At 70.5% G+C, this 24,870-nt stretch carries 18 protein-coding genes and 2 pseudogenes; 7 read left to right on the top strand and 13 right to left on the bottom strand.

What is annotated here, in order from left to right; genetic code table 11:
• Nucleotides 1–42 precede the first annotated feature (42 nt).
• The gene (locus QA861_RS33125) at nucleotides 43–630 is read right to left on the bottom strand and encodes a class I SAM-dependent methyltransferase (protein ID WP_334592327.1); all 588 of its coding nucleotides are present in this window, start codon (nucleotides 628–630) and stop codon (nucleotides 43–45) included.
• 137 nt (nucleotides 631–767) lie between these two features.
• Here QA861_RS33125 and QA861_RS33130 point away from each other — a divergent pair, with 137 nt between their 5' ends.
• A complete protein-coding gene (locus tag QA861_RS33130) occupies nucleotides 768–902 on the top strand; it encodes a hypothetical protein (RefSeq protein WP_334592328.1) in 135 nt (44 codons plus the stop codon).
• A gap of 167 nt (nucleotides 903–1,069) precedes the next feature.
• Nucleotides 1,070–2,097, top strand: a pseudogene (locus tag QA861_RS33135) (lytic polysaccharide monooxygenase auxiliary activity family 9 protein).
• A gap of 63 nt (nucleotides 2,098–2,160) precedes the next feature.
• Here QA861_RS33135 and QA861_RS33140 read toward each other — a convergent pair.
• Nucleotides 2,161–3,045 carry an esterase/lipase family protein gene (locus tag QA861_RS33140; RefSeq protein WP_334592329.1) on the bottom strand — a complete coding sequence of 295 codons (885 nt, stop codon included), beginning with the start codon at nucleotides 3,043–3,045 and terminating at the stop codon, nucleotides 2,161–2,163.
• A 336-nt stretch (nucleotides 3,046–3,381) separates the two neighbouring features.
• Here QA861_RS33140 and QA861_RS33145 point away from each other — a divergent pair, with 336 nt between their 5' ends.
• Together QA861_RS33145 and QA861_RS33150 are read left to right on the top strand one after the other, a co-directional pair.
• Nucleotides 3,382–3,588, top strand: coding sequence for a hypothetical protein (locus tag QA861_RS33145; RefSeq protein WP_334592330.1), 207 nt, complete (start codon nucleotides 3,382–3,384; stop codon nucleotides 3,586–3,588).
• Nucleotides 3,582–4,268 carry an MmyB family transcriptional regulator gene (locus tag QA861_RS33150; protein WP_334592331.1) on the top strand — a complete coding sequence of 229 codons (687 nt, stop codon included), beginning with the start codon at nucleotides 3,582–3,584 and terminating at the stop codon, nucleotides 4,266–4,268. The genes QA861_RS33145 and QA861_RS33150 overlap by 7 nt, the downstream gene beginning before the upstream one ends.
• A gap of 108 nt (nucleotides 4,269–4,376) precedes the next feature.
• Here QA861_RS33150 and QA861_RS33155 read toward each other — a convergent pair whose 3' ends face one another.
• From QA861_RS33155 to QA861_RS33190, 8 genes and pseudogenes are all read right to left on the bottom strand, one after another.
• The gene (locus tag QA861_RS33155) at nucleotides 4,377–5,363 is read right to left on the bottom strand and encodes a DNA polymerase Y family protein (protein ID WP_334592332.1); all 987 of its coding nucleotides are present in this window, start codon (nucleotides 5,361–5,363) and stop codon (nucleotides 4,377–4,379) included.
• Complete coding sequence (locus tag QA861_RS33160) at nucleotides 5,360–8,914, bottom strand: DNA polymerase III subunit alpha (RefSeq protein ID WP_334592333.1); 3,555 nt, start codon at nucleotides 8,912–8,914, stop codon at nucleotides 5,360–5,362. The genes QA861_RS33155 and QA861_RS33160 overlap by 4 nt, the downstream gene beginning before the upstream one ends.
• Before the next feature lie 321 nt (nucleotides 8,915–9,235).
• Entirely contained in the window at nucleotides 9,236–10,315 is a 1,080-nt protein-coding gene (locus QA861_RS33165; RefSeq protein WP_334592334.1) for a S1 family peptidase, read from the bottom strand.
• A 247-nt stretch (nucleotides 10,316–10,562) separates the two neighbouring features.
• Nucleotides 10,563–11,552: a slipin family protein gene (locus QA861_RS33170; protein ID WP_334592335.1), complete on the bottom strand. Its 990-nt coding sequence runs from the start codon at nucleotides 11,550–11,552 to the stop codon at nucleotides 10,563–10,565.
• Nucleotides 11,553–11,735: 183 nt separating this feature from the next.
• Nucleotides 11,736–12,644: a S1 family peptidase gene (locus QA861_RS33175; protein WP_334592336.1), complete on the bottom strand. Its 909-nt coding sequence runs from the start codon at nucleotides 12,642–12,644 to the stop codon at nucleotides 11,736–11,738.
• Between the two features lie 266 nt (nucleotides 12,645–12,910).
• Nucleotides 12,911–13,693, bottom strand: a complete 783-nt coding sequence (locus QA861_RS33180; RefSeq protein WP_334592337.1) for a DUF1684 domain-containing protein — start codon at nucleotides 13,691–13,693, stop codon at nucleotides 12,911–12,913.
• 244 nt (nucleotides 13,694–13,937) lie between these two features.
• Nucleotides 13,938–15,044, bottom strand: a complete 1,107-nt coding sequence (locus QA861_RS33185) for an LLM class flavin-dependent oxidoreductase (RefSeq protein ID WP_334592338.1) — start codon at nucleotides 15,042–15,044, stop codon at nucleotides 13,938–13,940.
• A gap of 384 nt (nucleotides 15,045–15,428) precedes the next feature.
• Nucleotides 15,429–17,201: pseudogene (locus tag QA861_RS33190) on the bottom strand (FAD/NAD(P)-binding protein); the annotation flags it as partial.
• A gap of 975 nt (nucleotides 17,202–18,176) precedes the next feature.
• Between QA861_RS33190 and QA861_RS33195 the strand changes: the two are divergent.
• The gene (locus tag QA861_RS33195) at nucleotides 18,177–18,617 is read left to right on the top strand and encodes a cell division protein SepF (protein WP_006381939.1); all 441 of its coding nucleotides are present in this window, start codon (nucleotides 18,177–18,179) and stop codon (nucleotides 18,615–18,617) included.
• Between the two features lie 38 nt (nucleotides 18,618–18,655).
• Here the strand turns inward: QA861_RS33195 and QA861_RS33200 are convergent, their stop codons facing one another.
• Together QA861_RS33200 and QA861_RS33205 are read right to left on the bottom strand one after the other, a co-directional pair.
• Complete coding sequence (locus QA861_RS33200; RefSeq protein ID WP_334592341.1) at nucleotides 18,656–19,852, bottom strand: acyl-CoA dehydrogenase family protein; 1,197 nt, start codon at nucleotides 19,850–19,852, stop codon at nucleotides 18,656–18,658.
• Between the two features lie 302 nt (nucleotides 19,853–20,154).
• Complete coding sequence (locus tag QA861_RS33205; protein WP_334592342.1) at nucleotides 20,155–21,762, bottom strand: MFS transporter; 1,608 nt, start codon at nucleotides 21,760–21,762, stop codon at nucleotides 20,155–20,157.
• Between the two features lie 260 nt (nucleotides 21,763–22,022).
• Here QA861_RS33205 and QA861_RS33210 point away from each other — a divergent pair, with 260 nt between their 5' ends.
• Both QA861_RS33210 and QA861_RS33215 read left to right on the top strand, forming a co-directional pair.
• The gene (locus QA861_RS33210) at nucleotides 22,023–23,270 is read left to right on the top strand and encodes a mannosyltransferase family protein (RefSeq protein WP_334592343.1); all 1,248 of its coding nucleotides are present in this window, start codon (nucleotides 22,023–22,025) and stop codon (nucleotides 23,268–23,270) included.
• Nucleotides 23,271–23,504: 234 nt separating this feature from the next.
• Entirely contained in the window at nucleotides 23,505–24,542 is a 1,038-nt protein-coding gene (locus QA861_RS33215) for a phosphatase PAP2 family protein (protein WP_334592344.1), read from the top strand.
• 37 nt (nucleotides 24,543–24,579) lie between these two features.
• On the opposite strand, the gene QA861_RS33220 is transcribed toward QA861_RS33215, so the two are convergent.
• Nucleotides 24,580–24,792, bottom strand: coding sequence for an I78 family peptidase inhibitor (locus QA861_RS33220; RefSeq protein ID WP_334592345.1), 213 nt, complete (start codon nucleotides 24,790–24,792; stop codon nucleotides 24,580–24,582).
• Between the last annotated feature and the right edge of the window lie 78 nt (nucleotides 24,793–24,870).

Raw genomic sequence — 24,870 nt, forward strand, 5'->3', positions numbered from 1 at the left:
CACGGGACGCGGGACACGGGACACGCGAAGGTGACGGCGTCCCTACAGGCGGGCCAGGACCGCGTACCGCTCGTCCCGCACCTCGCGCCCCCACAGCCGGGCGTCCCCGGACAGCCGCTCCACGCGGACGTCCCCGGCGAGGGGCGTGAGGAGAGCGGCGAGTGTGTCGGCGGGTATGCCGGCCGGGCTGACCGTGCCCCACACGCCTTCGACCAGCACCATCCGACCGCCGGCCCTGAGCAGTCCCCGCCAGTGGCGCAGCAGGCGCGCGGGGTCGGGCAGCGTCCACAGGACGTGCCGTACGAGCACGACGTCGAAGCGCTCCTCCCCCACCGGTGGCGCCGCCGCGTCGCCGACGAGGAACACGGCGGCGCGGCCGGCCAGCTTGCTCCGGGCGTGCTCGACCATGGCCGGGGAGGCGTCCACCCCGGTCACGCGGTGCCCCTGTTCGGACGCGAGGAGCGACAGGCTGCCGGTGCCGCAGCCCAGGTCGAGGATGTCGGCCGGCCGGTCCGGCAGCCAGGACCGCAGCCGGTCCGCCCATGCCTCGCGGACGACGGGATCCCGCAGGCCGTGGTCGGGTTCGTCATCGAAGGTGGCGGCTTCCGCGTCCCAGTCGGTGTGCGTCATGCGACCAAGAGTGACACCTGCCACTGACAATCGAATCGTGACGGCCGCCACTGACAGACCGGCGCCGATGAGTCACCCTCCCGGAAATGGTCTATCTCCGTGAAAACGCGGAACCCGGTGGACCGAAGGAGGCAGCCATGCGCCGCGTAACCGTGCAGAAGCCTTTGAAGAAGTCGGATGCCCGCCGGGTGCGGGAAGAGGCCGACGAACGCACCACCGAGCGTCCGGAGGTCCGCAAGGACATCGCACGTACGTGGTGGCCCGACGGCTGAGGTCGGCCGGCCTGTCGCGAACTCGCGAACCGTCGGACCGGCGCGTGCCCTGCCCGTCGTCGCGTACCTGAGCGCAGTCCGAAGCCTTCCTTAAGCCGACCATAAGGATCTCCCTCACCCGCCTCCAGCAGGCGATTCCGCGGTTTCTCGGGGCGAGGAGATCCCGCATGCCCGCATACCGCCACCCCGCCGCCGCAGTCACCATCGTCACCACCCTCGGGATCGCCGCGCTCACCCTGAGCGCCACGCCCGCGTCGGCGCACGGCTCCATGGGCGACCCGGTCAGCAAGGTCGCCCAGTGCTACGCCGAGGGCCCCGAGGCCCCACGTCGGCGGCGTGCCGGGCGGCGGTGGCGGCAGGCGGCACACAGGCGCTGTACGACTGGAACGGCGTCCGTATCGGTGACGCGGGCGGGCGGCACCGGGCGTTGATCCCGGACGGTGAGCTGTGCGGCGCGGGCATCGACGAGTTCAAGGGCCTCGACCTGGCCCGCGCGGACTGGCCGGCGACCGGCGTGCACAGCGGCTCGTTCCCGTTCAGGTACCGCGTGACCGCCCCGCACAAGGGCACCTTCGAGGTGTACCTCACCAAGGCGGGCTACGACCCGGCCAAACCCCTCGCCTGGGCCGACCTGGACCTCGAACACCCGGTCGCGACGGCCACGGACCCGGTCGCGGCGAACGGTTTCTACACGTTCTCCGGCACCCTGCCGCAACGTTCCGGCAGACAGGTCCTGTACGCGATCTGGCAGCGCTCGGACAGCCCGGAGTCGTTCTACTCGTGCTCCGACGTGACGTTCGGCGCGAGTGAGGGAGCGAGTGGAGGGGCGGGCAGCGGCGCGTCAGGCAGCGCCTCCGCACCCTCCGAGGAGCAGATCGAGGCCGGCGCCGACCAGTCGACGGTCGGACACGGGGGCCACGAGAGCCACGGGGAGCCCGCGACCGACGCGTCCCGCGCTCCCTCCGCCACTCCGTCCCCCGCTCCGTCGGCCACGCCGTCCGCCGTTACGTCCACCCGGACGCCGGTCGCGCAACCGCAGGCGGCGGGCGCCGCGGTGAACCTCGCCGAGACGGGCGGCGCTTCCGGCACCCCTTACCCAGCGGTGGGCGGCGCGGGCGCCCTGGCGCTGGGCGCGACGGCCCTGTTGCTCTCGGTCCGGCGTCGCGCGGTGGGCGCCGGCCGGTCCGGCCACTGAACTCGCCGGGGCCCGGCCGGCGGCTCAGGCCTGCCGGACCTCGGCGGATGTTCTGCGACCGGGTCAGCCGACCGCCGACAGACAGGTGGTGGGGGTGGCGTGCGCCGGATCGAGGGCGTTCGTCACCTCGTGGAACGCGATCCGGTCGAGCAGCCCGACGGCGGCGTGTTCGGAGAGGTCCAGCGGGCACAGGTCCTGGATCACGACGTTGTGTACGTCGGAGCCGCTCAGGAACTGGCTGCGGTACGGCGTGACCACCTCGTCGTACCTGGTCGCGAGGACCGTGTAGTGGACGCCCGGGACGGTGTCACCGCCCGCGTTGAGCTTGGTGAGGAAGGCGGACCCGGTCACCTGGTCGGCGAGGGCGGGGGTGGCCGTGGAGAGCAGGTCGGCGGCGCCGGGGAAGTAGGCCAGCAGGTTCGTCAGGCCGTTCAGGGTGGTGCCGTGGTTGCTGGGCGCGATGCCGACGAGGGTGTGCACCTCGGCGGCGCCGCCGAGGAACTTGAGGTAGTAGCGTGGCATCATGCCGCCCTGCGAGTGGCCGACGAGGTCGGTCTCGGCGGCGCCGGTCGCGGCGAGCACCTTGTCGACGAAGGCGGCGAGCTGCTCGGCCGACCTGTCGATGGGGCCGAGGCCGTAGAAGAGGGGTACTCCGGCCAGTTGGCCGTAGTCGAACGAGAAGACGCAGTAGCCGCGGTTCGTCAGGTACGGCGCGAGGGTGAGCCAGTTGTCCACCCCGTTGGCGAAGGTGCCGTGGACGAGGACGACGGGGCGGGGATGGGCGGCGGACGGCTTGCAGGAGTAGTCGTTCCAGCCTCCCCCACTCTCGGCTTCGGCCTGGGCTTCCGACTGCGTCTCGGCCTGTGCGGTGGCGACGGGCACGACGGTGGCCGCGGCGGCCAGCAGCAGTGCGGCGAGAGGTCTGAGTGCGCGTTTCCAGGGCAGCATCGAGTGATCTCCTTGCGGCTCAAGGGAGTTGCGACGGCTCTACGCCCTGTGATCCGGATCACGAGGATGCTGTTCACTCGTCAAGTTACGAGCGAGTAGCGCGACGGGGAAGTTACGCGTCAGTAAAAACTTCTGGCGGCAACCGGAGACCGTGATAAAGGGGGTCCCGAGACCCCCTCCCCGAGGATGAGCTCCGCCGGTACCGGGGTACTGCCCGGCCGCCGGATTGGGTCCCGCGGTGCCGGGGGGTGTGCGGAAACGGCGCTCATAGCGTGAACACAGGGTCGATCAAGCCCCTGTTCGCGCAATGCTCCATCTCCTGCTGGGAGTACTTCCGTGGCCACGTTCCTCTACCGGCTGGGCCGGCTCGCCTTCAGACGTCGACGGCTCTTCCTGATGTTCTGGATCGTCGTCCTCGCCGCCGTCGGCATAGGCGCCGCCGGTGTCTCCGGCAGGACGACGGACGACTTCTCCCTGCCCGGCACCCCGTCGTCGGCGTCCGCGCCGACGACGGGGCCAGGAGCATCGGGCCGGCGTTGTTGACCGATGAGGCCGAACGCATCCACCTCCTCGACCTTCTGCGCGGCGCCGGTACCACCCGTCCGCCACGCCGCCGGCCCGCCCAGCAGCGCGTGCGGCCCGCCGTACAGCGCGACCTCGACTCGATGAGCGGCACACCCGCGTTCGTCCTCAACGGCCGCGGAGACATCCTGGCCACCAACCACCTCGGGCGTGCCCTGTTCTCCCCGGTCTACGCCGACCCGGCGCGGCCCCCCAACAACGCCCGGTTCGTCTTCCTCAGCCCCCACGCGACGGAGTTCTTCCCCGACTGGGACCAGGTCGCAGGCGACACTGTCGCGATGCTGCGCGCCGAGGCCGGCCGCGATCTCTACGACCGGCGGCTGACGGACCTGATCGGCGAACTGTCCACCCGCAGCGAGGAGTTCCGTCACCGCTGGGCCGCCCACAACGTCCGGATGCACACCACCGGCGTGAAGCTTCTGCACCACCCAGTCGTCGGCGACCTCGACCTGCCGTTCGAAACCCTCCCGGTGGGCGGCGACCCCAGCCAGGTCCTCCTCACCTACACCGCCGAGCCCGCCTCCCCCTCCCAGGACGCCCTGAACCTGCTGGCCAGCTGGGCCGCGACCGACGACGACATCGAGCGGTCCACGCCGGCCGACGACTCCGAGCCGGCCGACTCGACCGATACACCCGGCTGATCGACCCATGAGGCCCTGTCCGTCGATGCCGCCGCAGGAGACGGGGGCCGGCCCTCATGCCCCACACGCCCTCTTTCGCCAGGAACCTGGGATTCTCGGCGAACGCAGTCAGTCAGCCAGAGCGGCTGGACGCACAGCCTTCGACCCGAAGCGTCGACGAGCCCGGTCCGCGGCGGCTTCGGCCGCGCGGGCGCGGGCATCACCTGGATCCAGAGAAAGCTGGTGGTAGGCGCTGCCGGCCGGCATCAGGCCGTCGGCACGGATCGCGAAGGCGCGAACTCGTGCTCGCTGCAACCCCAGGGCGGTCAGTAGCCCCAGGACAGCGGTGGCGAGTGCGGGTGAGTGGCTGGTCGGATCTGACAGCGTGCGCGTACGTGTGGTGGAGCTGGAGTCGGCGTACCGCACCGTGAGGGTGAGTCGGCCGGCAACCTGGTTTTCACCGCGCAGGCGCTGGCCGATCCGCTCGGCAAGCCCGAGGACGGCTCGGTGATGCTGTGCCGGGTCGAGGCAGTCCCGTTCGAGTACGAGGTCGGCGAGCAGCTGCGCCGCCGGTTCCGATCGGGTGACCGGGCGGGGATCGTGGCCGCGGGCGCGTTCGGCCAGCAGCCGGGCGGTGCCGGCTCCGAGAAGTCGCTGCAGGGTTGCCGGGGGTATCTCGACGATTTGCCCGATGGCGTGCAGTCCGTATCTGTTGAGTGTGTCCGCCGTGGCTCGGCCGATCCCCGGCAGCGCGGTGACCGGGCGGGGGTACAGCCAAGCGGCGGCCTGCCCGTCGGGGACCAGGGTGGTATCGCCCGGCGCGGACGCGTCGGCCGCCATGGCAGCCAGCATGCGGTTGTTCGCAAGCCCGGCGCTGCTGTCGATGTCGTAGAAGAGCTTCAGCCTCATCCTCGCCAACTGGACCACGTCGTAGGGAGACAGGTCGAAGTATCTGAGCGCTGATGTCAGGTCCAGCTGGACCGCGTCGGGCGGGACGGCCTGGACGTGAGGCGTGATACCAGACATTAGTTCGATTATGTCGGCGTACTGATCCTCACGGAGTGCCGCGTGCAGGTGGAGGTGGAGGTGGGCGATGTGCCGCTGCCGCGTCGTCATCCCGCGCTCCCCGGGCTGGTGTAGCCGAACTTCTTCAGGTCGGCCGACCGGGTGCCGGCGGGCTGCAGGTCGGCGTACGGGTGCAGTCGAGCGCCTGTAGTGCCGTTGGCCAAGGTCCGTCGCGGCTGTGCGGGGGTCGGGTGCGGGTGGTCGGCTCCGAGGAGGGCGAGCGCGGCCTCGGGGCCGTTGTCGCGGCGGGTGGCAGCGACCTCGTCCAGGTCCCAGGCCATGGAGCCGACGACGGTACGACGGGTGCCGCGGACCTGGACCGTGCCGCGGACCAGCAGCAGGCCGCTGTGGAAGACGGTGTGCGCGCAGGCAGGGTGGGAGTCTTCGAAGAAGGCCAGGTCGACCAGGCCGGAGCCGTCCTCCAGGGTGACGAAGATGATGCGCTTGCCGCTGGCGATCGGCGGAGTCTGGGTGGAGGCCCGTACGCCGGCGACGAGGACCTGCTGCCCGGCGCGCAGGCCGACCAGATGGGCCGCGTCGGTCGCGCCGATCTCGCGCAGCAGTCGGTGGTGGTGCTCCATCAGGTGCCTGGAGACGTCGATGCCCAGGGTGCTCAACTCGGCGCTGAGGGCTTCACGTCCGGTCATCTCCGGCAGGCCGCTCGGCTCCGCCCCGCCGACGGCACCCGCGACGATGGGCAGCTGGCCCTCGCCTGCGGACCGAGTGCGGGAGGCACGGTGCAGCTCGGCGATCTGGAGCAGCAGATCACGCCGGGTGAGCCGGCCGTCATGGAGACAGTTCAGGGCGCCGATCTCGGCGAGTCGTTCGGCGACCGGCCTGCTCGGGCGGGCCCGCTGCCAGAAGTCCGACAGCGATCCGTACGGCTGCCCCTCCTCGATCCGGGCGCACTCCTCCTCGCCGATGCCGCGCACCTCGGACAGCGCGAGGCGTACATCCCACCGCTCTCCGTCGGCCTTCTCCACGGTGTGTCTCACCCGGGAGCGGTTGATGTCGACGGGCAGGACCTGTACGCCGCCCCGGCGGGCGTCGGCGACCAGGACGCGCTTGGGCCACATGCCCGGGTCGTGTTCGAGCAGACCGGCCAGCAGGTACGCCGGATAGTGGGCCTTGAGCCAGGCGCTCTGCAGCGCGGGTACGGCGAAGGCGACCGCGTGGGCGCGGCAGAAGCCGTAGGCGCCGAAGGCCTCGACGGTCTGCCAGACCTCGTCCCGTACGGCCGCGCTGTAGCCACGCGCGCGTGCCAGGCCGTGGAACCAGTCCCTGACCCGTGGCAGCCGGGCCTTGTCACCGAGCGCCCGCCGGGCGATCTCCGCCATCGCGTAGTCGCAGCCGGTCATGACCGACAGCGTCTCGATGATCTGCTCGTGCCAGATGGTCACGCCGTTGGTGTCGGCGAGCACCGGTTCCAGGTCCGGGTGGGCGTACGACGGTGCGCCGCCGTGCCGGGCGGCGATGTACCGCTCGGGCATACCGCCCGCGACCGGGCCGGGGCGGAAGAGGCTGATGTCGGCGATGACGTCCTGCACGTCGCGGGGCTGCAACCGGGACAGAAGATCCTGCTGGCCCGGCGACTCCAGCTGGAACAGGCCCAGGGTCCGGCTCTCCTGGATGAGCTTGAAGGCGAAGACGTCGTCCAGCGGAACCTGCTCCGGGTCGTCGAGGTCGATGCGGTTGCCGGTGGTCCGTTCGATCTCGGTGACGGCGTGGGCCATCGCGGACTGCATCCGCACGCCCAGGACGTCGAGTTTGATGTTGCCCAGCGCCTCGATCTCCTCCTTCGCCGCCATCGCCATGGGGTAGTCGCCCTGCGGGGTGGGCTGCACCGGCAGCCGGTCCAGGAGGGTGGCGTCACTGATGACCACTCCGCAGGGGTGCATGGCCATGCCGTGGACCAGCGAGTCGAGGCCTTCCGCCAGCTCCCACAGCGGTCCGAACCGGTGTGCCTCGGCGGCCAGTTGACGCAACTCGGGCAGTTCGGCGAGGGCGCCGGTGATGTCGGAGGCGCGCAGGTGCGGGAAACTCTTGGCGATCCGGTCGACGTCCATGGGCGCGACACCGAGGGCGAGGCCGGTGTCACGCAGGGCGCGGCGGGCTCGGTAGGTCTCGGGCATGGCGGTGACCGCGACCCGTTCCTTGCCGAACCGGTCGAAGATCGCGTCGTAGCACTCCAGGCGCCGGGCGGACTCCACGTCGATGTCGATGTCGGGCAGCCCCCTGCGCCGCTCGCTGAGGAACCGTTCGAACAGCAGCCGGTGTTCGAGAGGGTTGGCGGTGGCGATGCCCAGCGCGTGGCAGACCATCGAACCGGCGCCCGAGCCGCGGGCGGCGACCCGGATGCCCAGTTCCCGGATGTCGGCGACGACCTGGCCGACGGCGAGGAAGTACGGGTCGTAGTTCAACTTGGTGATCACGGTGAGCTCTTGGTCCAGCCGGTCGAGCGCCACGCGGTCGCGGTCGAGGCCGCGTCCGGCCAGGCCGGTCTCGCATCGCTCGCGCAGCAACCGGACGGCAGCGCCCGCATCGGGCCCGGCACCGAATACCGACGGTTCCGGCAAGTGGGCGGTGCCCAGGCCCAGGTCGGCCTCGGGGTCGAGGGTGCAGGCGTCCGCCGTGGCGGCGGTGTCGGCCAGCAGCCGTCGGGCCCGCCGGGCGTCGGCTCCGGCGCACTCGGCGACCGCGTACGCGATCTCCGTCATCCTTCCCTCGTCCTTCAGCCAGCGCTCCCCGCTGTCGAGGCGGCGCCGGTCGATCGGCCGCAGCAGCCGGGCGGCGTCCAGGACGTCGGCGAGACGGTGCTGGTCGGGGTCGGCGTAGCGGACGGCATTGGTGAGGACGGCGGGGGTACGGGTGCGGTCGGCCAGGGCGAGGGTACGGGCGGCGAGGCGCAGGGAGCCGGGTCCGGTACCAGTACCAGTAGCTGCACCAGTACCCGTAGCTGCACCGCCACCGCCACCGCCGCGGTCACCACCGCCCTTACCGCTGCCGCTGCCCTCAGCATCGCCGGAGAAACGTTTATGCATGATCACCTCCAACCGCACCCCGCCCCCGAACACCTCCCGCCAAGGCGCCAGCAACCGCACCGCGACGTCCTCCCGGCCCACCACCAGCGCCCGCACCGGCTCCGAGAGCGGGCCGAGCAGCACGGTCAGACCGGGACCGCCGTACTCACGCAGCGCCTCCCACGGCACCACCACCGGCGCCGCGCCGGACGCCGTACCGACATACGCGGCCGAGGTGATCCGGCACAGCCGCGCCCAGCCGGCCCGGTCCTGCGCGAGCAGCGTGAACCGCAGCGGCGGCTCGGCCACATGTGCGCCGCCGCGCACCGGGGTACGGCGCCGCCGTTCCGGGGGCGGCGGCGCGAGGGCGGCCACCGCCAGGTCGACGCCGAAGACCGGCCGGACCCCTTCCTTCGCACAGGCCCGGGCGAACCGTACGGCGCCGGTGACCGTGTCCCGGTCGGTGAGGGCCAGCGTCCCCATACCGCGCTCGGCGGCCCGCCGGGCGAGCTGCTCAGGGTGGGCGGCGCCATAGCGGGCGGAATAACCGGACGCGACGTGCAGATGGGCGAAGCCCGTCATGCCGCACCTCCATCACTCCGCCCCTTTTCAGCCACCAGATCGATCACCAGTTCGATGATCGACCCTACGAGATTCGTACTTCCGTTCGATTGATTAGTTCACTCTAGCCCCATCGGCCCCGGTCAGCGACCTGATCAAGGACGACTGCGGGCGCCCGAAGAGCGTCGACGCCGCCGCAGCCCCGTCCGTACGGCATCGCGAACGACCTCGCGCACGTCCCCCCGAACGGCGAAATCCCGCCCCCGGAAACCAGGGGCGGGACCGTCCCGGACCGATCAACCCGGGAGAGGGGCGGCGCGTGAAGGACGCGCGGGAAAGGGGTCAGCCGATCTGCGTACCGGTGGCCGACAGTGCTTCCGTGACCGGTTGGAAGAAGGTCTCCCCGCCCGAGCCGCAGTCGCCGCTGCCGCCGGAGGTGAGACCGATCGCGCTGCTGCCCGAGAAGAGCGAGCCGCCGCTGTCGCCGGGCTCGGCGCAGACGTCGGTCTGGATGAGCCCGTTGACGATGTCGCCGTTGCCGTAGTTCACGGTCGCGTTCAGACCGGTGACCGTGCCGGAGTGCACCTGGGTCGTGGAGCCGCTGCGGGTCACCGACTGGCCGACGGTGGCCGAGGCGGCGCCGGTGATCCGCTGGGAGCTGCCGTTGTAGAGGTTGACCTGACTCGGGTGGGCGACATCGGCCGTGTACTTGACCAGGCCGTAGTCGTTGCCGGGGAAGCTGGACGACTCGTTCTGGCCGATCACGCCGGACGAGTCGGACCACGTCGAGATCGACTCGGTGCAGTGCCCGGCGGTCAGGAAGTACGACTCGCCGCCCTTGACCACGTTGAAGCCGAGCGAGCAGCGGCCCCCGCTGCCGGTGATCGCGTCGCCGCCCGCGACGAAGGTCCTGAACTCCCCCTTCGTACGCTTGAGTTCGGCCGTGCCGCCGAGACCGTCGACGACCTTGGTGAGTTTGCTCCACTCGGCCGCCGAGACCGTGCGGTCGGCGGTGACGACGACCTTGTTGGCCGTCGGGTCGACCGCCCACGAGGTGCCGGGGATGGTCGCGTCCTGCTTCAGGGTCGTACGGGCGCTGTCGAGTTCGGCGACGGAGTTCTCGACGATCCGGGCCCGGGCGCCGGCCGACTCGACGGTCCGGGCCGCCATTTCGTCGAGCACGTTGACGACGAGGTTCTTCGTCTTCGCGTCGTAATACGCTCCCGCGACGTCGGCGCCGAGGTCCTTGCCGAGTATCGAGGCGATCTTTCCGGCCGCCGGGACCGAAAGGACCCTGGGTTCAGCGGTCTTGGTGACCTCGCTCGCGTTCGCACTCTGGAAGGTCACTCCCGCGGCGACGAGTGCGGTGATGCCCGCACCTACCACGGTGGCGCGGCGCCCTGATATGCGTCGGTGCTTCAACTTGCGTCCTCCTGTGGGGGGTTCGGCCGGGAGGTTGTGGGGACCTCCTTGTGCCGGTTGGACGCCACCCACTATTCCGAGACGTTCGGGGAGCACACAAGGTCGACTTCAGGACGCGCGTAGACAAACGGGCGTGCGCCCCCACCCGCCAGCCCGCCTTGACGGTCCACGGTCATTTCACAGTTGCTTCACGCGAATTCGCACTGCAAACACTACGAGTGAGTAAGGAGTGGGCAGACCGTGAGGTCTAGTCCTGTCTTGAATTCGCCCTATCGGGACCCAACTCCAACAGGGACGCGGCGGAAGGTAGTTGCTCCCGCACCGATTGCTCAGAAGACCCGGACGGCTCGGACAGCTCAGACGGCTCGGACGGATCGGATGGCCCGGACGGCTCAGCGATCTCCCGCCTCACCCCGTCCTGTGGCGCACGCGCCACCTGCGCCGGCTCCACCGGGGGCACGCCCGGCGGCGGCTGCTGGCTCTGGGCCCGTTCGAGGAAGCGGAGCAGTTCCACCGGGAAGGGCAGGACGAGTGTGGAGTTCTTCTCGGCCGCGACCGCCACCACCGTCTGGAGGAGCCGGAGTTGGAGTGCTGCGGGCTGCTCGGACATCACTCCGGCGGCTTCCGCGAGCTTCTTCGAGGCCTGCAACTCGGCGTCCGCGTTGATGATCCGAGCCCGGCGTTCCCGGTCGGCCTCGGCCTGCCGGGCCATCGAGCGCTTCATGGTCTCCGGCAGTGACACGTCCTTGATCTCGACCCGGTCGATCTGCACGCCCCATCCCATGGCCGGGCTGTCGATCATCAGCTCCAGCCCCTGGTTGAGCTGCTCCCGGTTGGACAGGAGATCGTCCAGGTCGCTCTTGCCGATGATGGAGCGCAGCGAGGTCTGCGCCATCTGCGAGACCGCGAACCGGTAGTCCTCGACCTGGATGATCGCCTCGGCCGCGTCGACCACCTTGAAGTAGACGACAGCGTCCACGCGCACGGTCACGTTGTCCCGGGTGATGCCCTCCTGGGCCGGGATCGGCAGGGTGACGATCTGCATGTTGACTTTGCGGATCTTGTCCACGAAGGGCACGATCACGGTGAACCCGGGCCCGCGCACACTCGACGTGAGGCGCCCGAGCCGGAACACCACACCTCGCTCGTACTGTTTGACGACCCGCGCCGCAGCAGCCGCATACAGCACTCCGGCGGACGCGACAGCGACTCCCGCCGTCACCAGCTCCTCGACCATGCCGGCCCCCAGAGTCCGAAGTGGGCGTACGCAGGGGAGACTTTCCTGTACTTCGAAGGTAACTCCGCCAGGCGGACAAGGGCGAGCCCCCGCACGCGGAGGAGCTCGCGTACGGGGGCTCTCCTGCTGCTGCCGGCTGCAGGGTCAGGTCGTGCGGAAACCGATGGTGCCTTGGAGTGAGCCCTAGAAGACGCTGACGCCGTAGGCGCTCAGGGCCTCCGTGACGGGCTGGAAGAAGGTCGTACCACCGGAGGAGCAGTTGCCACTGCCTCCCGAGGTCAGACCGTAGGCGACGCCGCTGTTGGAGTAGAGCGGGCCACCGGAGTCGCCGGGCTCGGCGCAGACCGTGGTCTGGATCATGCCGTAGACGACGTCGCCGCCGCCGTAGTTGACGGTCGCGTTCAGCGCGGTGACCCGGCCGCTGTGGATGCCGGTGGTGGAGCCGCGACGGTAGACCGTGGTGTTCACGGACGGGGTGGCGGCGCTGGTGATGTCGACGCTGCCGACGGTGCCCGAGATCGAGCTCGTGGGGTAACTGCTCGCGTACTTGACGATCCCGTAGTCGTTCGTCGGGAAGCTGGAGCCCGAGGTCGCGCCGAGCAGCGTCGTACGAGCGGAGTTGGACCACCAGTTGCCCGCGCCGTCGGTGCAGTGGCCGGCGGTCAGGAAGTAGTAGGTGGAGCCGCTACGGACGTTGAAGCCCAGGGAGCAGCGCCAGCTACTCGCATAGATGGCGTCGCCGCCGGAGATCAGTTTGCTGAACTTGCCCGGGGTCCTCTTGATGGTGATGGCGTCGGCGGTGCTGCCCGCCTGCTGCTTGATCTTCGCGATCTCCGCCTTGGAGACCGTGCTGTCGGCGGTGACGACAACGCGGTTCGTCCTGGCGTCGACGGCCCAGGCGGTGCCCGGGACATCGGCCTTGAGCACCGAGCCGCTCGCCTTGGTGAGCTGGGCGGTGCTGAAGGTGGTGACGTCGGCGGCTGTCGCGTTGGGGATGGCGATGGCGGCCGCGGCCACGAGTCCGGTGCTGACGGCGATCAGCCGGGTCCGTCTCGTGATGCCACTGCGGGGGGTGGTGCGCTTGATCCTCACTTGTCGTTCCTCCACATGGGAAGTCGGGGGCCCGCGTGGGGTCGGGGCCCGTGAGGCGCAGTCGGAGCCGTTCTGCCCGGATTCCGGACATGCTGTGACCCTGACAAGCGCTGGGTGGGAGTATTCGGCCGTTCGACCGGTCGACGCAAGGGCGCCTTTCGGCCTCGCATTGATCAACTCCCGCATGAACTACAGGAGTTGATCAAGGGACTCGCTGGTCAGCGTTCCGGAGGAACTGGGTAGGAACCTGGTAAGAATTCGGTGTTCTAGCGGAGATCGCGCTCCCCTGCGGCTATGGCGACGCCCAGCGTATTCCCCGGCGGGGGAAAGGGGCAGACGAAATGGTCGGCGAACGCGCACGGTGGAAGCAGGCTCCGATTGAAGTCCACCGTTGTGCGCCCCTCGGCGTCCGGGGCCGCGGGGCGCAGGAATCGGAAGCGGTAACTGCCGTCGCCGCTGGTGGAGTCGGCGAAGACGGCCCACAGTGTGCCGTCCTCCTCGACCGCCACACGCAGCGTCAGCTCCTGCTCGTCGATAGTGAACGTCAGTTCACCGCCGAGCCCGAGCCCGCGCTCCCGCCCGTCCGCGTTCGCGACGCGCACGGTCCGCCGCCCGTCGTACGGCGTGAACCTGCCGGGCACCGACCAGCGCGGGTCGTACGGAGTCGCCTCGACGCCCTTGAACGCCGTACGCGTCTCGGCGGCGGGGTCGAAGTCGCGTACGCCCCAGCTGCCCTCGCGCACCAGTACGACCAGGCGTCGGTCGCCGAGACCGACCCGGGCCGCGCCCGCCGGACCGGCGTCGGCGGCCAGCCGGACCTTCCCGGCGAAGGGCTCGCCGTCGAGCGTCAGCCCGTCCGTGGCCCCGGCGTCCAGGACGATCCCGTCGGCGTCGGCCGTCCAGCGGCCGGGGACGGACGGAAGCCGACCGCCCGGAAAGTCCTCGATCCAGTGCGTACCGACGAGTGCGAGGGGCCCGTAGGGCGCCGACACCGTCTCGACGCGCCGTTCGTGCCACCTCTGCCACGCCTCGGACACGTCCGCCGTCATGAACTCACTCCAGCTCACTCCCTGGAAACACTCCGTGCGCCGCCTCCGGCCCACGTCCCGGACCACGCGTTCCGTGCGCGGCCGGTACACAACCTGTATGTCATCTTTATCGGTGCGACGCCCTGTCAGCCCGTCCATACGGGTCTCGCAGCACGAGGCACGAGTACAAGGCATGAGTACAAGGGCGCGAGTGCAAGGCGCGGGTAGAGGCACGAGCGCAGGTCCGCGCCCGGTGCCCGTACGGTCATGACGCTCCCCCGGCGCTCACGACCCGCCCGGCGCACTGCTTGACCGGCGGGGCCAGCCCCAGGTGCTCCCGGAGGGTGCTGCCCGGATAGAAGGTACGGAACAGGCTCCGGTGCTGGAGCAGCGCCACCGTGCCGTTGACGAGGCGCTCCAGGTCGCGGCGCGGCTCGGCGGGCACGAGGTGGAAGCCGTCGACGGCGCCGGACGCGTGCCAGGCGGTGATCAGTTCGGCGAGGTCGACTGGTCCGCCCCGGTACAGCGGGCCGTGCGCACTCGGCCGGGGGCCACCGCCCCCGTGCCCCGGCTCGGCCGCGTACTCGCCGCCGCCCAGGTCGACGACAAGGCTCGCGAGGACCCTCAACTCGTCCGGGTCACGTCCCAAGTCCTTTGCGGTAAGCCTCAGTTCGTCCCGAACGGCATCCGCCTGCGCGGCGCTCACCGCCCGGACGAGCACCACGTCGGCGTACTGGGCCGCGAGTTGCCGAGTCTGCCCCTCGGTGGCGTCGACGACATGGACGGGGTGCCCCTGGGACGGCCTCGGAGCGGCGGAAGGGTCCGTGACGGAGAAGGTGGCGCTCTCGAACTCGATGTGGTGCGGCTTGCCTTCGCCGACGAAACGGCCGGTCGCCAGGTCCCGTGTCTTGGCGTCACCCTCCTTGCCGTCCGGCGGTGCGCCCCCGGGAGCGGCGCGGCGGCGCCCGAAAAGCCGGGCCGCGACCTCGGCCTCGTTCTCGGCCCCGTCCCCGGCCTCGTTCTCGTTCCCGGTCGCGTGCACGTCGAGCTGCCGGCCGGCCCGGCCGCCGCTGACCCGGTCGAGGGTCGCCAGGGCCGCCCGGGCATGGAAGGGCTCGGCGTACGTGGTGGTCCCGGTGGCCACCAGACCGATCCGCGCGGTGGCGGGCGCGATCCGGGCGAGCATGCCGAGCGCGTCAGGACCGGGGTGCGCGAAGGAGTCGCCGAGCGTCACGAAGTCGAGGCCGCCGCTCTCGGCGAGCCGCGCCGCCTCGACGTACAGGTCGGCGTCGGGCAGGGCCTGCCGTCCGGCCACGGACTGATCGACGGCGGCGGCCAGGTGCAGCAGCCCCCGGCCGTGCGTTGAGGTCATGAGGATGAACCTTTCGTCGGTGCGTCACAGCACCCGCGTAACAAGCAGAGGGAGGCCTCATGCGGCAGTGCCGTGATCGGCCACCGGTTCGGCACCGCGCTCGGCATTGAGGGCGTCACTGAGCTCGTCAGCGCGCCCGTCCCCGACCCGCTCAGCACCACACCCGACACCACGCACATCACCGTGCCCGGCACCACGCCCGTCCCCGACGCGCTCAGCACCACGCCCGTCCCCGTGCCGGACACCACGCCCGTCCCCCACGCGCTCAGCACCACACCCGGCACCGTGCCGGACACCACGCCCGTCCCCCACGCGCTCAGCACCACACCCGGCACCACGCACGTCACCGTAACCGGCATCACGCACGTCGTCGCGCTTGTGCCGGGCGAGCGTCCGTAGAAAGGCCAGTGCGGCGCGCGCGGTCGCGTCGTTCTGCCGGAACGCGGGTCCGCCGGTGCGCGGTCGGGTGAACGCTCCGGAGCCCCGCGCCTCCGTGTGCGGCCCGAGCGCGAAGCGCCGTGGGTGCGGCCGGCCGTCCCGGTCCAGGAGCCGCCCGTCACCGCGGTCCACGGCGAGCAGCCCCTCGGCGGTCACGCCGACGCCGTCGTCGTACAACGCGCGCAGCAGGGTGTCGCGGGCCCGCTCCAGCGTGGGTTCCGGCAGCCGCGCCTCGACAAGCGCGCGGGCCTCCACCGAAGCACCGGGCACACTGGCACCCCCCGCCCGGAACACCCCGTCCTCGGCGGTGACGGTCACCTCGGCGCCGAGGAAGTTGAGGAGTCCGGCCCGGGACAGCGCGAGCAACTGCCGCAGCCGGGGTCCGGGCGGCCCGGAGGCGAGACAGCTGAAGTAGCCGTGCCACCAGGCGCCGATGTCCCCGAGCCGCACCAGTCGCCCGTAGACGGAGAGCAGCCCGAGAAAGACAGCCAGATCCGGGCTGTACGAGGGATCATGACGCCGCGTCAGATCGTCTCGGATGTAACCCCGCAGCCCCTCTTGAAGCGCTTCGTACGACGGATACCGCACCCCCTCCAGCGGCCGGTCGAGGGCGCCGAGGTCGAGCCGGTCGGCCGGATCGGGCACGGTGGAGGAGACCAGCACCTCCCGCTCCGCCGGGTCCGCGGCGGCGTACTTCTCCTCGAAGTCCGCCCAGGTGCCGCCGGTGCGCTCCGGGTGGACGGTGAACAGCCGGTGGTAGTGCGCGAATCCCAACTCCTTCTCCACCAGCGGCCACACGTCCCGCCGGAAGTCGAAGCCGTCCGGCCGCGCGAGCAGGGCGTCCACCTCCCCCGGCCCGAAGAACCGTGGCAGGGGCGGCCGTTCACCGGTCCACTCGTAGTCGATCTTCGAGTGGTACGGCACCCCGCGCCGAGAGCCGACGTACAGCACCGGCTCACGCCCGGACGGCAGATAGGTCAACTCCCCCTCGCCGCTGCCGGGATCGCTCCCGGAGTTCTCCTCGAAGCGCCCGCCGCGCCCCTCCGTGAGCAGCACCATCAGGTCGACGAAGGCCAGCCCGAAACCCCGCACGAGGACAGGCTCACCGGCCCGTAGTGCGGACAGGTCACTGTCGGCGGTGAAGTCGGGCGGCAGATGGATGAGCCCGTTGGCCCGCGCGTACGTAGCCAACTCACGCTGCTCGTCGTCGAGTTCGGCGTCGAGATGGCCGAGCGTCAGCACGACGAGGTCGGCGAGCAACGGCCGGGCACGCCCCTCAAGCCACACCCGCTGGCGCCCCTCGCGCGGCCCGGCGACCCGCAGGGCGCGCCCGACGTGGTGCTGGACGCGGATGCCGGGCGGCAGGGCGGCCACCGTGTCCTCGTACACCCAGTTCAGGTAGGCGCCGAGGCGTTGGCGGTCCGAGAAGACGCGGCCGTCGATGTCCGCCCACTCGTGCAACGTGGGCCCCGGGCGCACCGGGCCCGCCATGGCCACCGTCTCGTCGGTGAACATGGTGACGTCCTGGGCCTGCGAGTTCATCCACAGCAGCGGGGACTGCTCCTGGCGCCAGATACGGCCGGCGCCCGGCGGATGGGGGTCGACGAGATGGATGTCGAGGCCCGAATCCCCGTACAGCTCGGGGGCGTTGGCGGCGATCCGCTCCAGTACACCGGTCCCCCGCGGACCGGCCCCCACGATGACGAGCACAGGCCTCATCGCACACGCTCCGACCTGTGCGTGTGCGTGCCGTGCGGTTGTTCCAGGTATGCGGAGGCGGATGGGAGTGGGGGTGGGGGTGGGGCCGACTCGGCCAGGGTGTGCGAGGACATGGGAAGGCTCCGTGACGCGATGGGTCGAACACGGTGACGCCTTCACACGGGGGTCGCAGGGCGCGCGGTACGGCGCACATGACAGCAGTACGACGTACAGGGCGCGCGATACGGCCGAGCCCCTCAGCAGGGCCGTCCACCGACTCTACGGCGACGTTTCCCCTCACTGTCAAGGGTGTCCGAAGTGTGAGCACTTCGTCTCACGTCGGTTGACGCCACACCGGATGCCTGTTCCACTTGCCCCATGCATCCACAGCAGTGGCTGGTCAAACGCTCCCACATCGACCTCGGTCGAGTGTGGTCCTCCTCCTGTTGAGCTGACCCCCTGCGCGCCCGCTCGTCCGGGCGCCTTTTCGCGTTCTCTCGCGCACCTCACCTTTCACCCGAGCCTTCACACACCGCACACCCACTCCCCTCATGCACCTCCCTTTTCCCTTTCCGGTTCCGGTTTCCTTTCGCGCGCGTTCGCGCATGTTCGCGCGGACACGGGCAAGAAGACGTACATCGTGCCCACGTACATCGTGCAGACCTACAGCCAGCCTGATTGGGCATCAGACGCGCCCCGGACGCGACTGGACCTCCCGCGACCGTGTCTGAGGATCCGTCAGGAAAGCGGGCAGGCCGCCCATTCACCCATACGTCCCAACGCTCACCCATACGCCACGAAGAATCATATTTCACTCTCAGTCAGCAGTCGGACACAGCAGGACCCTTGCGGCACCGGGCCTCTCGACGAAATGGTTGTGCACCAGTACCGTCACGAAACCCCCGCGCGGCGTCTATTCACTTGGCGCGCCGTCCGCATCATGGATGACCATAGGGATGCGGAATGCATGAGAGACCGCTGTGAGAGGAGGCGTCCATGGGATCGGTACGCAAGGCGAGTGCCTGGCTTGGCCTCGTCGACGACAACGATGACGAGCGTTACTACGACGACGACTACTCCGAGGGGACCGAGCAGCCCGGGGATGCCTGGGTCACGGACCCCCGGGTCAAGGTCGCGGGCGAGGTGGCCGAGGAGAAGGGCCGCCGGATCGGCACGGTCACCCCGGACAGCTTCCGGGACGCCCGCGCCATCGGCGAGCTCTTCCGGGACGGCGTTCCGGTCATCATGAACCTCACCGCCATGGAGGCCGCCGACGCCAAGCGCGTCGTCGACTTCGCGGCAGGCCTCATCTTCGGCCTGCGCGGCTCCATCGAGCGGGTGTCCAACCGCGTGTTCCTGCTGACCCCCGCCGACACGGAGATCGTCAGCGGGGAGGCGCAGCCGCACCGGGCGGACGGTTTCTTCAACCAGAGCTGAGCAAGGCCGCTCACCGGCACCGCCGTCCGTTGTTCAGGTCAGCGGAAGGCGTCAAGTCCGGTGAGCGCCTTGCCCAGCACCAGCTGGTGCATCTCGACGGTGCCCTCGTACGTGAGCACCGACTCAAGGTTCGTCGCGTGCCGCATCACGGGGTATTCGAGCGAGATCCCGTTGGCGCCGAGGATCGTCCGGGCCGTACGACAGATGTCGATGGCCTCTCGAACGTTGTTGAGCTTGCCGAAGCTGACCTGCTCGGGACGCAGGCGGCCGGCGTCCATGCGCCGCCCCAGATGGTGGGCGAGCAGAATCCCCTTGTGCAGCTCGACCGCCATGTCGGCGAGCTTGGCCTGCGTGAGCTGGAACCCTCCGATGGGCCGTCCGAACTGCTCACGCGTCTTCGCGTAGTCGACAGCGGCCTCGAAACAGGACCGGGCCGCTCCCATGGCACCCCAGACGATCCCGTAGCGGGCGTGCGAGAGACAGCTCAGGGGACCGCGAAGGCCGGTGACCTCAGGCAGTACGGCATCGGCGGGCAGCCTCACGTCGTCGAGCACCAGTTCGCTGGTGACGGAGGCGCGCAGGGACCACTTGTGCTTGATCTCGGGCGCGGAGAACCCGGGGGTGTCGGTGGGGACGACGAACCCGCGGATGCCGTCGTCGGTCTGCGCCCATACGACGGCCACGCCGGCGACCGACCCGTTGGTGATCCACATCTTCCGCCCGTTGAGCACCCAGTCACCGTTGCCGCCGTCGCGCTTGGCGTACGTACGCATGCCGGCGGGGTCGGAGCCGTGGTCGGGCTCGGTCAGCCCGAAGCAGCCGATGACGTCGCCGGAGGCCATCTGCGGCAGCCAGTGCTGCTTCTGCTCCTCGCTGCCGAAGGCGTGGACGGCGTACATGGCGAGCGATCCCTGTACGGAGACGAGGGAGCGGATACCGGAGTCGGCGGCCTCCAGCTCCAGGCAGGCGAGCCCGTACTGCACGGCGGAAGCACCGGCGCACCCATACCCCGTGAGGGACATCCCGAGGGCGCCGATGCCACCCAGCTCTCGGGCGAGCCCCCTGATGTCCGGCAGCTCACCCTCCTCGAACCACCCGGCGACATGGGGCAGCACACGGTCCGCCGCCCAGGTCCGGACGGTGTCCCTGACGGCCAGGTCCTCCGCGTCCAGCTGGTCGTCGAGGCCGAGCGGGTCGGCGGGGTCGAAAGGGGGCAGCTTCGCGAACACAGCCACAGGAGCCTCCGGCAATTTAAACTAGCACCGCTAGTTACGATACGGCTGACGCTACGCCCGCGCATCGCCCCGTACAACCCGGCGGGCGCCTGCCGACACCTCTGGTCGGCACGCGCACATAGCCGTCAACCATCCCACCGCACTCCACCCCGCTCCGCCCGCCGCCCGCCGCCCCAGCAATGGTCGGGCCCCGCCCGTCGATGGCCCGCACCCGCACCCGCCGACGCACCCGCACCCCCACAGGAGAGGCTCACCCCTCAAGTGACCGTCACGGGCGGTGCGTGGGTGGGAGATCTCGGCGGTCACACCGAGACACGGGACCCCGCGACCTCCCGAGGACCAGGCACGGCAACCGGCTCAGCGGCGCCGCCACACATCACCCGCGGCAACCGCAACGCCATCACCGCCCCCAGCACCAACAACCCCGCGCTCACCAGCAACGTCACATGCAGCCCGTGCACAAACGCGTCCCGAGCCGCCGCCCGCAGGGCCACACCCGGCGACCCCCCGAGCCGCCCGGCAACCTCGTACGCCTCGCCCAGTGAATGCCCCGCCGAGGCCGACGCCGACGCCGGAACCCCCGGCACCGACCCCACCCCCGGCGCGTACGCCGCGTTCATCACGCTTCCCAGGAGCGCGATCCCGATCCCCGCGCCCAGCTGGTACGACGTCTCACCGATCGCCGCCGCCCCGCCCGCCTGCGCCGCCGGAGCCTCGCTCAGCATCGACTCGTACGCCCCGAAGAGCGTCGTCTCCAGACCGAAGCCCAGCAACACGAACCCGGACAGCATCAGCCCCGCGTTGTCCTCGCCGCCCATCGCCGTCAGCAGTCCGACCGCCGCCGCGGTGAGGCAGAACCCGGCGCACACCGTCGTCCGCGGCCCGAACCTCCGCAGCAGCCGCGCGCCCGCGAGCCCGGCCGCCATCGCCGCCAACGTCAGCGGCAGCAGCCGTAGCCCGGTCTCCAACGGCGAGAGGTCCAGTACCAGTTGCAGATACTGCGCCGCGATCAGCTCAAGTCCGACCAGCGCGAGCATCGCCAGCACGATGCACCCGACGGACGTACTGAAGGCCGGCCGCGCGAACATCCGCAGGTCGACCAGCGGATACGTACGCCGCCGCTGCCTCCGTACGAAGACGACCAGCAGCGCCGCGCCCACCACCAGCGGCACGACCGTCAGGAAGTTCCCGGCACCTTCGCCACCGCCCAGCCGCTTGACGCCCAGGACGACGCCGAACAGCCCGCCCGCCGCCGTCAGCGCGCCGACCACGTCCCACGGGCCGGCACCGCGCTCACCGCGCGACTCGGGCAGCAGCAGCCGGCCGACCGGCAGGCTGACCAGCATCAGGGGGATGTTGACGAGGAAGACCGAACCCCACCAGAAGTGCTCCAGCAGGAAGCCGCCGAGCAGCGGTCCGACCGCCGCGCCCACCGCCGCCACCGCACTCCAGACACCGATCGCCATCGCCCGTTCGCGCCGGTCGGGAAAGACCTGGCGCAGGATCGAGAGCGTCGCCGGCATGATCATCGCGCCGCCGACGCCCAGCAGCGCCCGCGCCAGGATCAGCACCAGAGCACTGTCGGCGAAAGCGGCCAGACCGGAGGCGACGCCGAACAGCCCGTATCCGAGGAGCAGGATCCGTCGGCGGCCGACACGGTCGCCCAGCGTGCCGAAAAGGATCAGCAGCGAGGCACAGACCAGCGGGTAGACGTCGACGATCCAGAGCAGCTCTATCGCGCCGGGCCGGAGATCCTCACTGACGGCGGGCACCGCCACATGCAGCACGGTCGCGTCGACCGCGACGAGCAGCAGACTCGTGCAGAGGACAAGGAGGACGACCCAGCGATTGGCACTCGCACCGGCCGTCCGACCGCGCGGCGCTGCGGCAGCCGTGGTCGTCCCGGACATGTACGTACCTCCAAGATTCCCTCGCGTTCGGCGATCCTCGGGGTGGGGACTCCCCGGGGGTCTCGGCCGAGGAGGAGCGGTGGTCCTCGGTCCGCGCGGCGAAAGGCGAGTGGTCCGACAGCGTACGCGAGTTCGCACCGGCGAAAAGTGGCGGACCTCTCACCCCTCCACGGCGCCCGTGTGGCGTACACCACGCGTCCGGCGGCCCGCCCGCTCCCCCGCCCGCCCTCGTTCTGTCACCCCCCGTCGATAATCGACCGGTGACCGATCTTGGAACCCGCCCGCTCCCCGCGCCGCCCACGCTCCGCCGAGCCGCGCCCGCCCTCCTCGGGTACGTGGCCGTCCGTGTGCTGGGCCTGGTCACGCTGGCCCTGTGGAGCGCGGCACGGGACAAGAGCACGTACAAACTGCTCACCGCCCGCTGGGATTCGCTCTGGTACACGCGGGTCGCCGAAGTCGGCTACGGCTACGAGGTGCGCCTGCCGAACGGTGACGTGCACTCGAACCTCGCCTTCTTCCCGCTGCTGCCCTGGCTGGAGCGGCTCCTGGCGTCGGTGACCCCGATGTCGTACGCCGACGGGGGCTTCACGGTGAGCGCCCTGGCCTCCCTGGCCGCCGCGTGGGGCGTGTTCGCGGTCGCCGACCATGTGTACGGGCGTCGGGCCGGGGTGTACGCCGTGCTGCTGTGGGCGGTGCTGCCGGTCGGGATCGTCCAGTCGATGGCGTACAGCGAGTCACTGTTCACGGCCCTGGCCGCCTGGTCCCTGTACGCGGTCCTCACCGGCCGCTGGCTGACGGCGGGCACCCTGGCCCTGCTGGCGGGCCTGACCCGCCCGGTGGGACTCGCGGTGGTGGCGGCGATATGGGCGACCGCCATCGCCTCGTTCAGTACGTGGTCCAGCAACTCCTCCAGTACCTCGACCAACCCCTCGCCCAACCCCTCGTCCAGTACCTCGTCCATTACTTCCTTCGTACGAGAGCGAAGCGCGCCCGCTCCGCACAGCGCACCCGCCTGGCGCCGCGCCCTCGGCATGCTGCTCGCGCCGCTCGGCGCCGCCGGTTACGTGCTGTGGGTAGGTCATCACACCGGCAAGGGTCCACTGGGTTACCTGGACGTCCAGGCCGGCTGGCGCAACGGTTTCGACGGCGGCGCCGCGTTCGCCCGCTTCGTCGCCGACAAGTTCACGTCCTTCCCGTCGGCGCCGGCCGGGGTCGGGCTGATCCTCGGTGTGGGCCTGCTGATCTGGCTGTTCGTCACCTGTGTACGGCAGCGCCAGCCACTGGCGTTGCTCGTGTACGCCGGTGTCGTCACCGCGCTCGCCCTGTGCGCGTCGAGCTACTTCGGCTCGAAACCACGCCTGTTGGTGCCCGCCTTCCCCCTCCTGCTGCCGCTCGCCGTGGCCTTGGCCCGGCTGCGTACGTCCAGGTCGGTGCTGGTGACGGGCGTGGTCGCGGTGGCCTCGGCGGTCTACGGGGCGTTCTGGCTGAACGGCTCGGGTCCGCCCTGAGCGACCGTCCGGCGAATTCCGGACAACCAACTGGTGAACCAATTCGAAAGAGCCATAAACGGCACGCCCGTCTGGCCACACCCGCTTGACCGATGAAAAGGAAGGGAACACGGGCCACCGAATAGGGATTCCGGTGAATTAAACATCACCTTGAGAGCAATCCCACATCACATCGTCATTACAAACCGGCGGATCGGCCGGAGATCCGCACTCACTCGCTGTAACGTCGATTGGGTGCGTACCGAAGGAAACCTCGCCCGTCTGGACCGGGTGTTCGCGAGGCTGGACCGTGAACCGGGTCGGCCGACCCACATCGATGTGCCGAAGATGAGCAGGCACAGGATCGCGCTTCTTGTCGCGACCCTGGTCTTCTATCTCGCCACCGTGTGGGCCGTCGTGATCACCTCGTGGTTGGTCCGGCTCGACTGGCAGGTCATGTTCTTCCGGCCCTACCAGCAGTGGCCGGAGATCCACGCGTTCCTCGACTACTACGTGGTGCTCGGTCAGCGCGGCCCCACCGCGGTGATGATCTCGGCCTGGCTGGGCTGGCGAGCCTGGCGTCAGCACACCCTGCGTCCGCTGCTCACGTTCGGCGCGGCGCTGCTGCTGCTCAACATCACGGTCGGTGCCGCCAAGATCGGCATGGGCCGCCTCGGACCGCACTACGCGACCACCATCGGCTCGAACGAGATGGGTATGGGCGGGGACATATTCCCCAGCGGTCACACCGCGAACGCCGTCGTGACCTGGGGCATCCTGGCCTATCTGGCCTCGACCCCGCGGGCGAGGCGCTGGTTGTCCGCCAGTTCGGCGCTGATGTCGCTCGGCGTCGGCCTCACCACGGTCTATCTGGGTACGCACTGGCTGAGCGATGTCGTCCTGGGCTGGGTCGCGGGTCTGCTGGTCCTGCTGGCGCTGCCGTGGTGCGAGCCGATGATCACTCGCGCCGAGACCTGGATACTGGAGCAGCGCGACCGCAGGCGCGCCCGGGGCACCAGCCCCGCGCCCGTCCCGGCCCGGGTCGGCACGCCGGCGATGCTCACGCCGCACGCGACCGCCGGGCAGGAGGCCACGGCTCGCGAGAACAGCGTCCCGGCGGCCCACCTGTCACGGGCACCCGCGCACCCCGCGCATCCGGCCCCGCACCCGCACGCGAGCCGTTCGGAGCGCACGCCGGTCACACCTGCCGGCAGCCGCCGCCCGCCGCACGCGGACCGCGCCCCGCGCGTCACCGGCAACCCGTCGACCCGCCCCCTGCCCGGCAACAGCTGAGCCACCCAGGGCCAGGGGGGCGCGGCGGGGCCGGGCTTCAGCCCTTCCAGCAGCGCGTCACCCGACCGCCGGTGACCTCGAAATTGAGCCGCCCGGACCGGTACTCCATGGTGATGATCGCCCCGGGCGGGAGAGACCTCACCGCAGACCAGCCGCGCTCCCGGGCGAGCCGCTCCGCTCCCGCCGCTTCGAGGCCGACGTAGGTGTCCGGGGTGTCCTGGGGTTCTTCGGGCCTGGGATTCGGTGCCATGCCCGTCACGGTAGGCGCCCACCGGCGGCCGGGGAAGCCCGGACCCGGCACCGCGCATCACTCGGGTACGACCCCGGT

It is taken from the genome of Streptomyces sp. B21-083, from assembly GCF_036898825.1.
Taxonomy (GTDB): Bacteria; Actinomycetota; Actinomycetes; order Streptomycetales; family Streptomycetaceae; genus Streptomyces.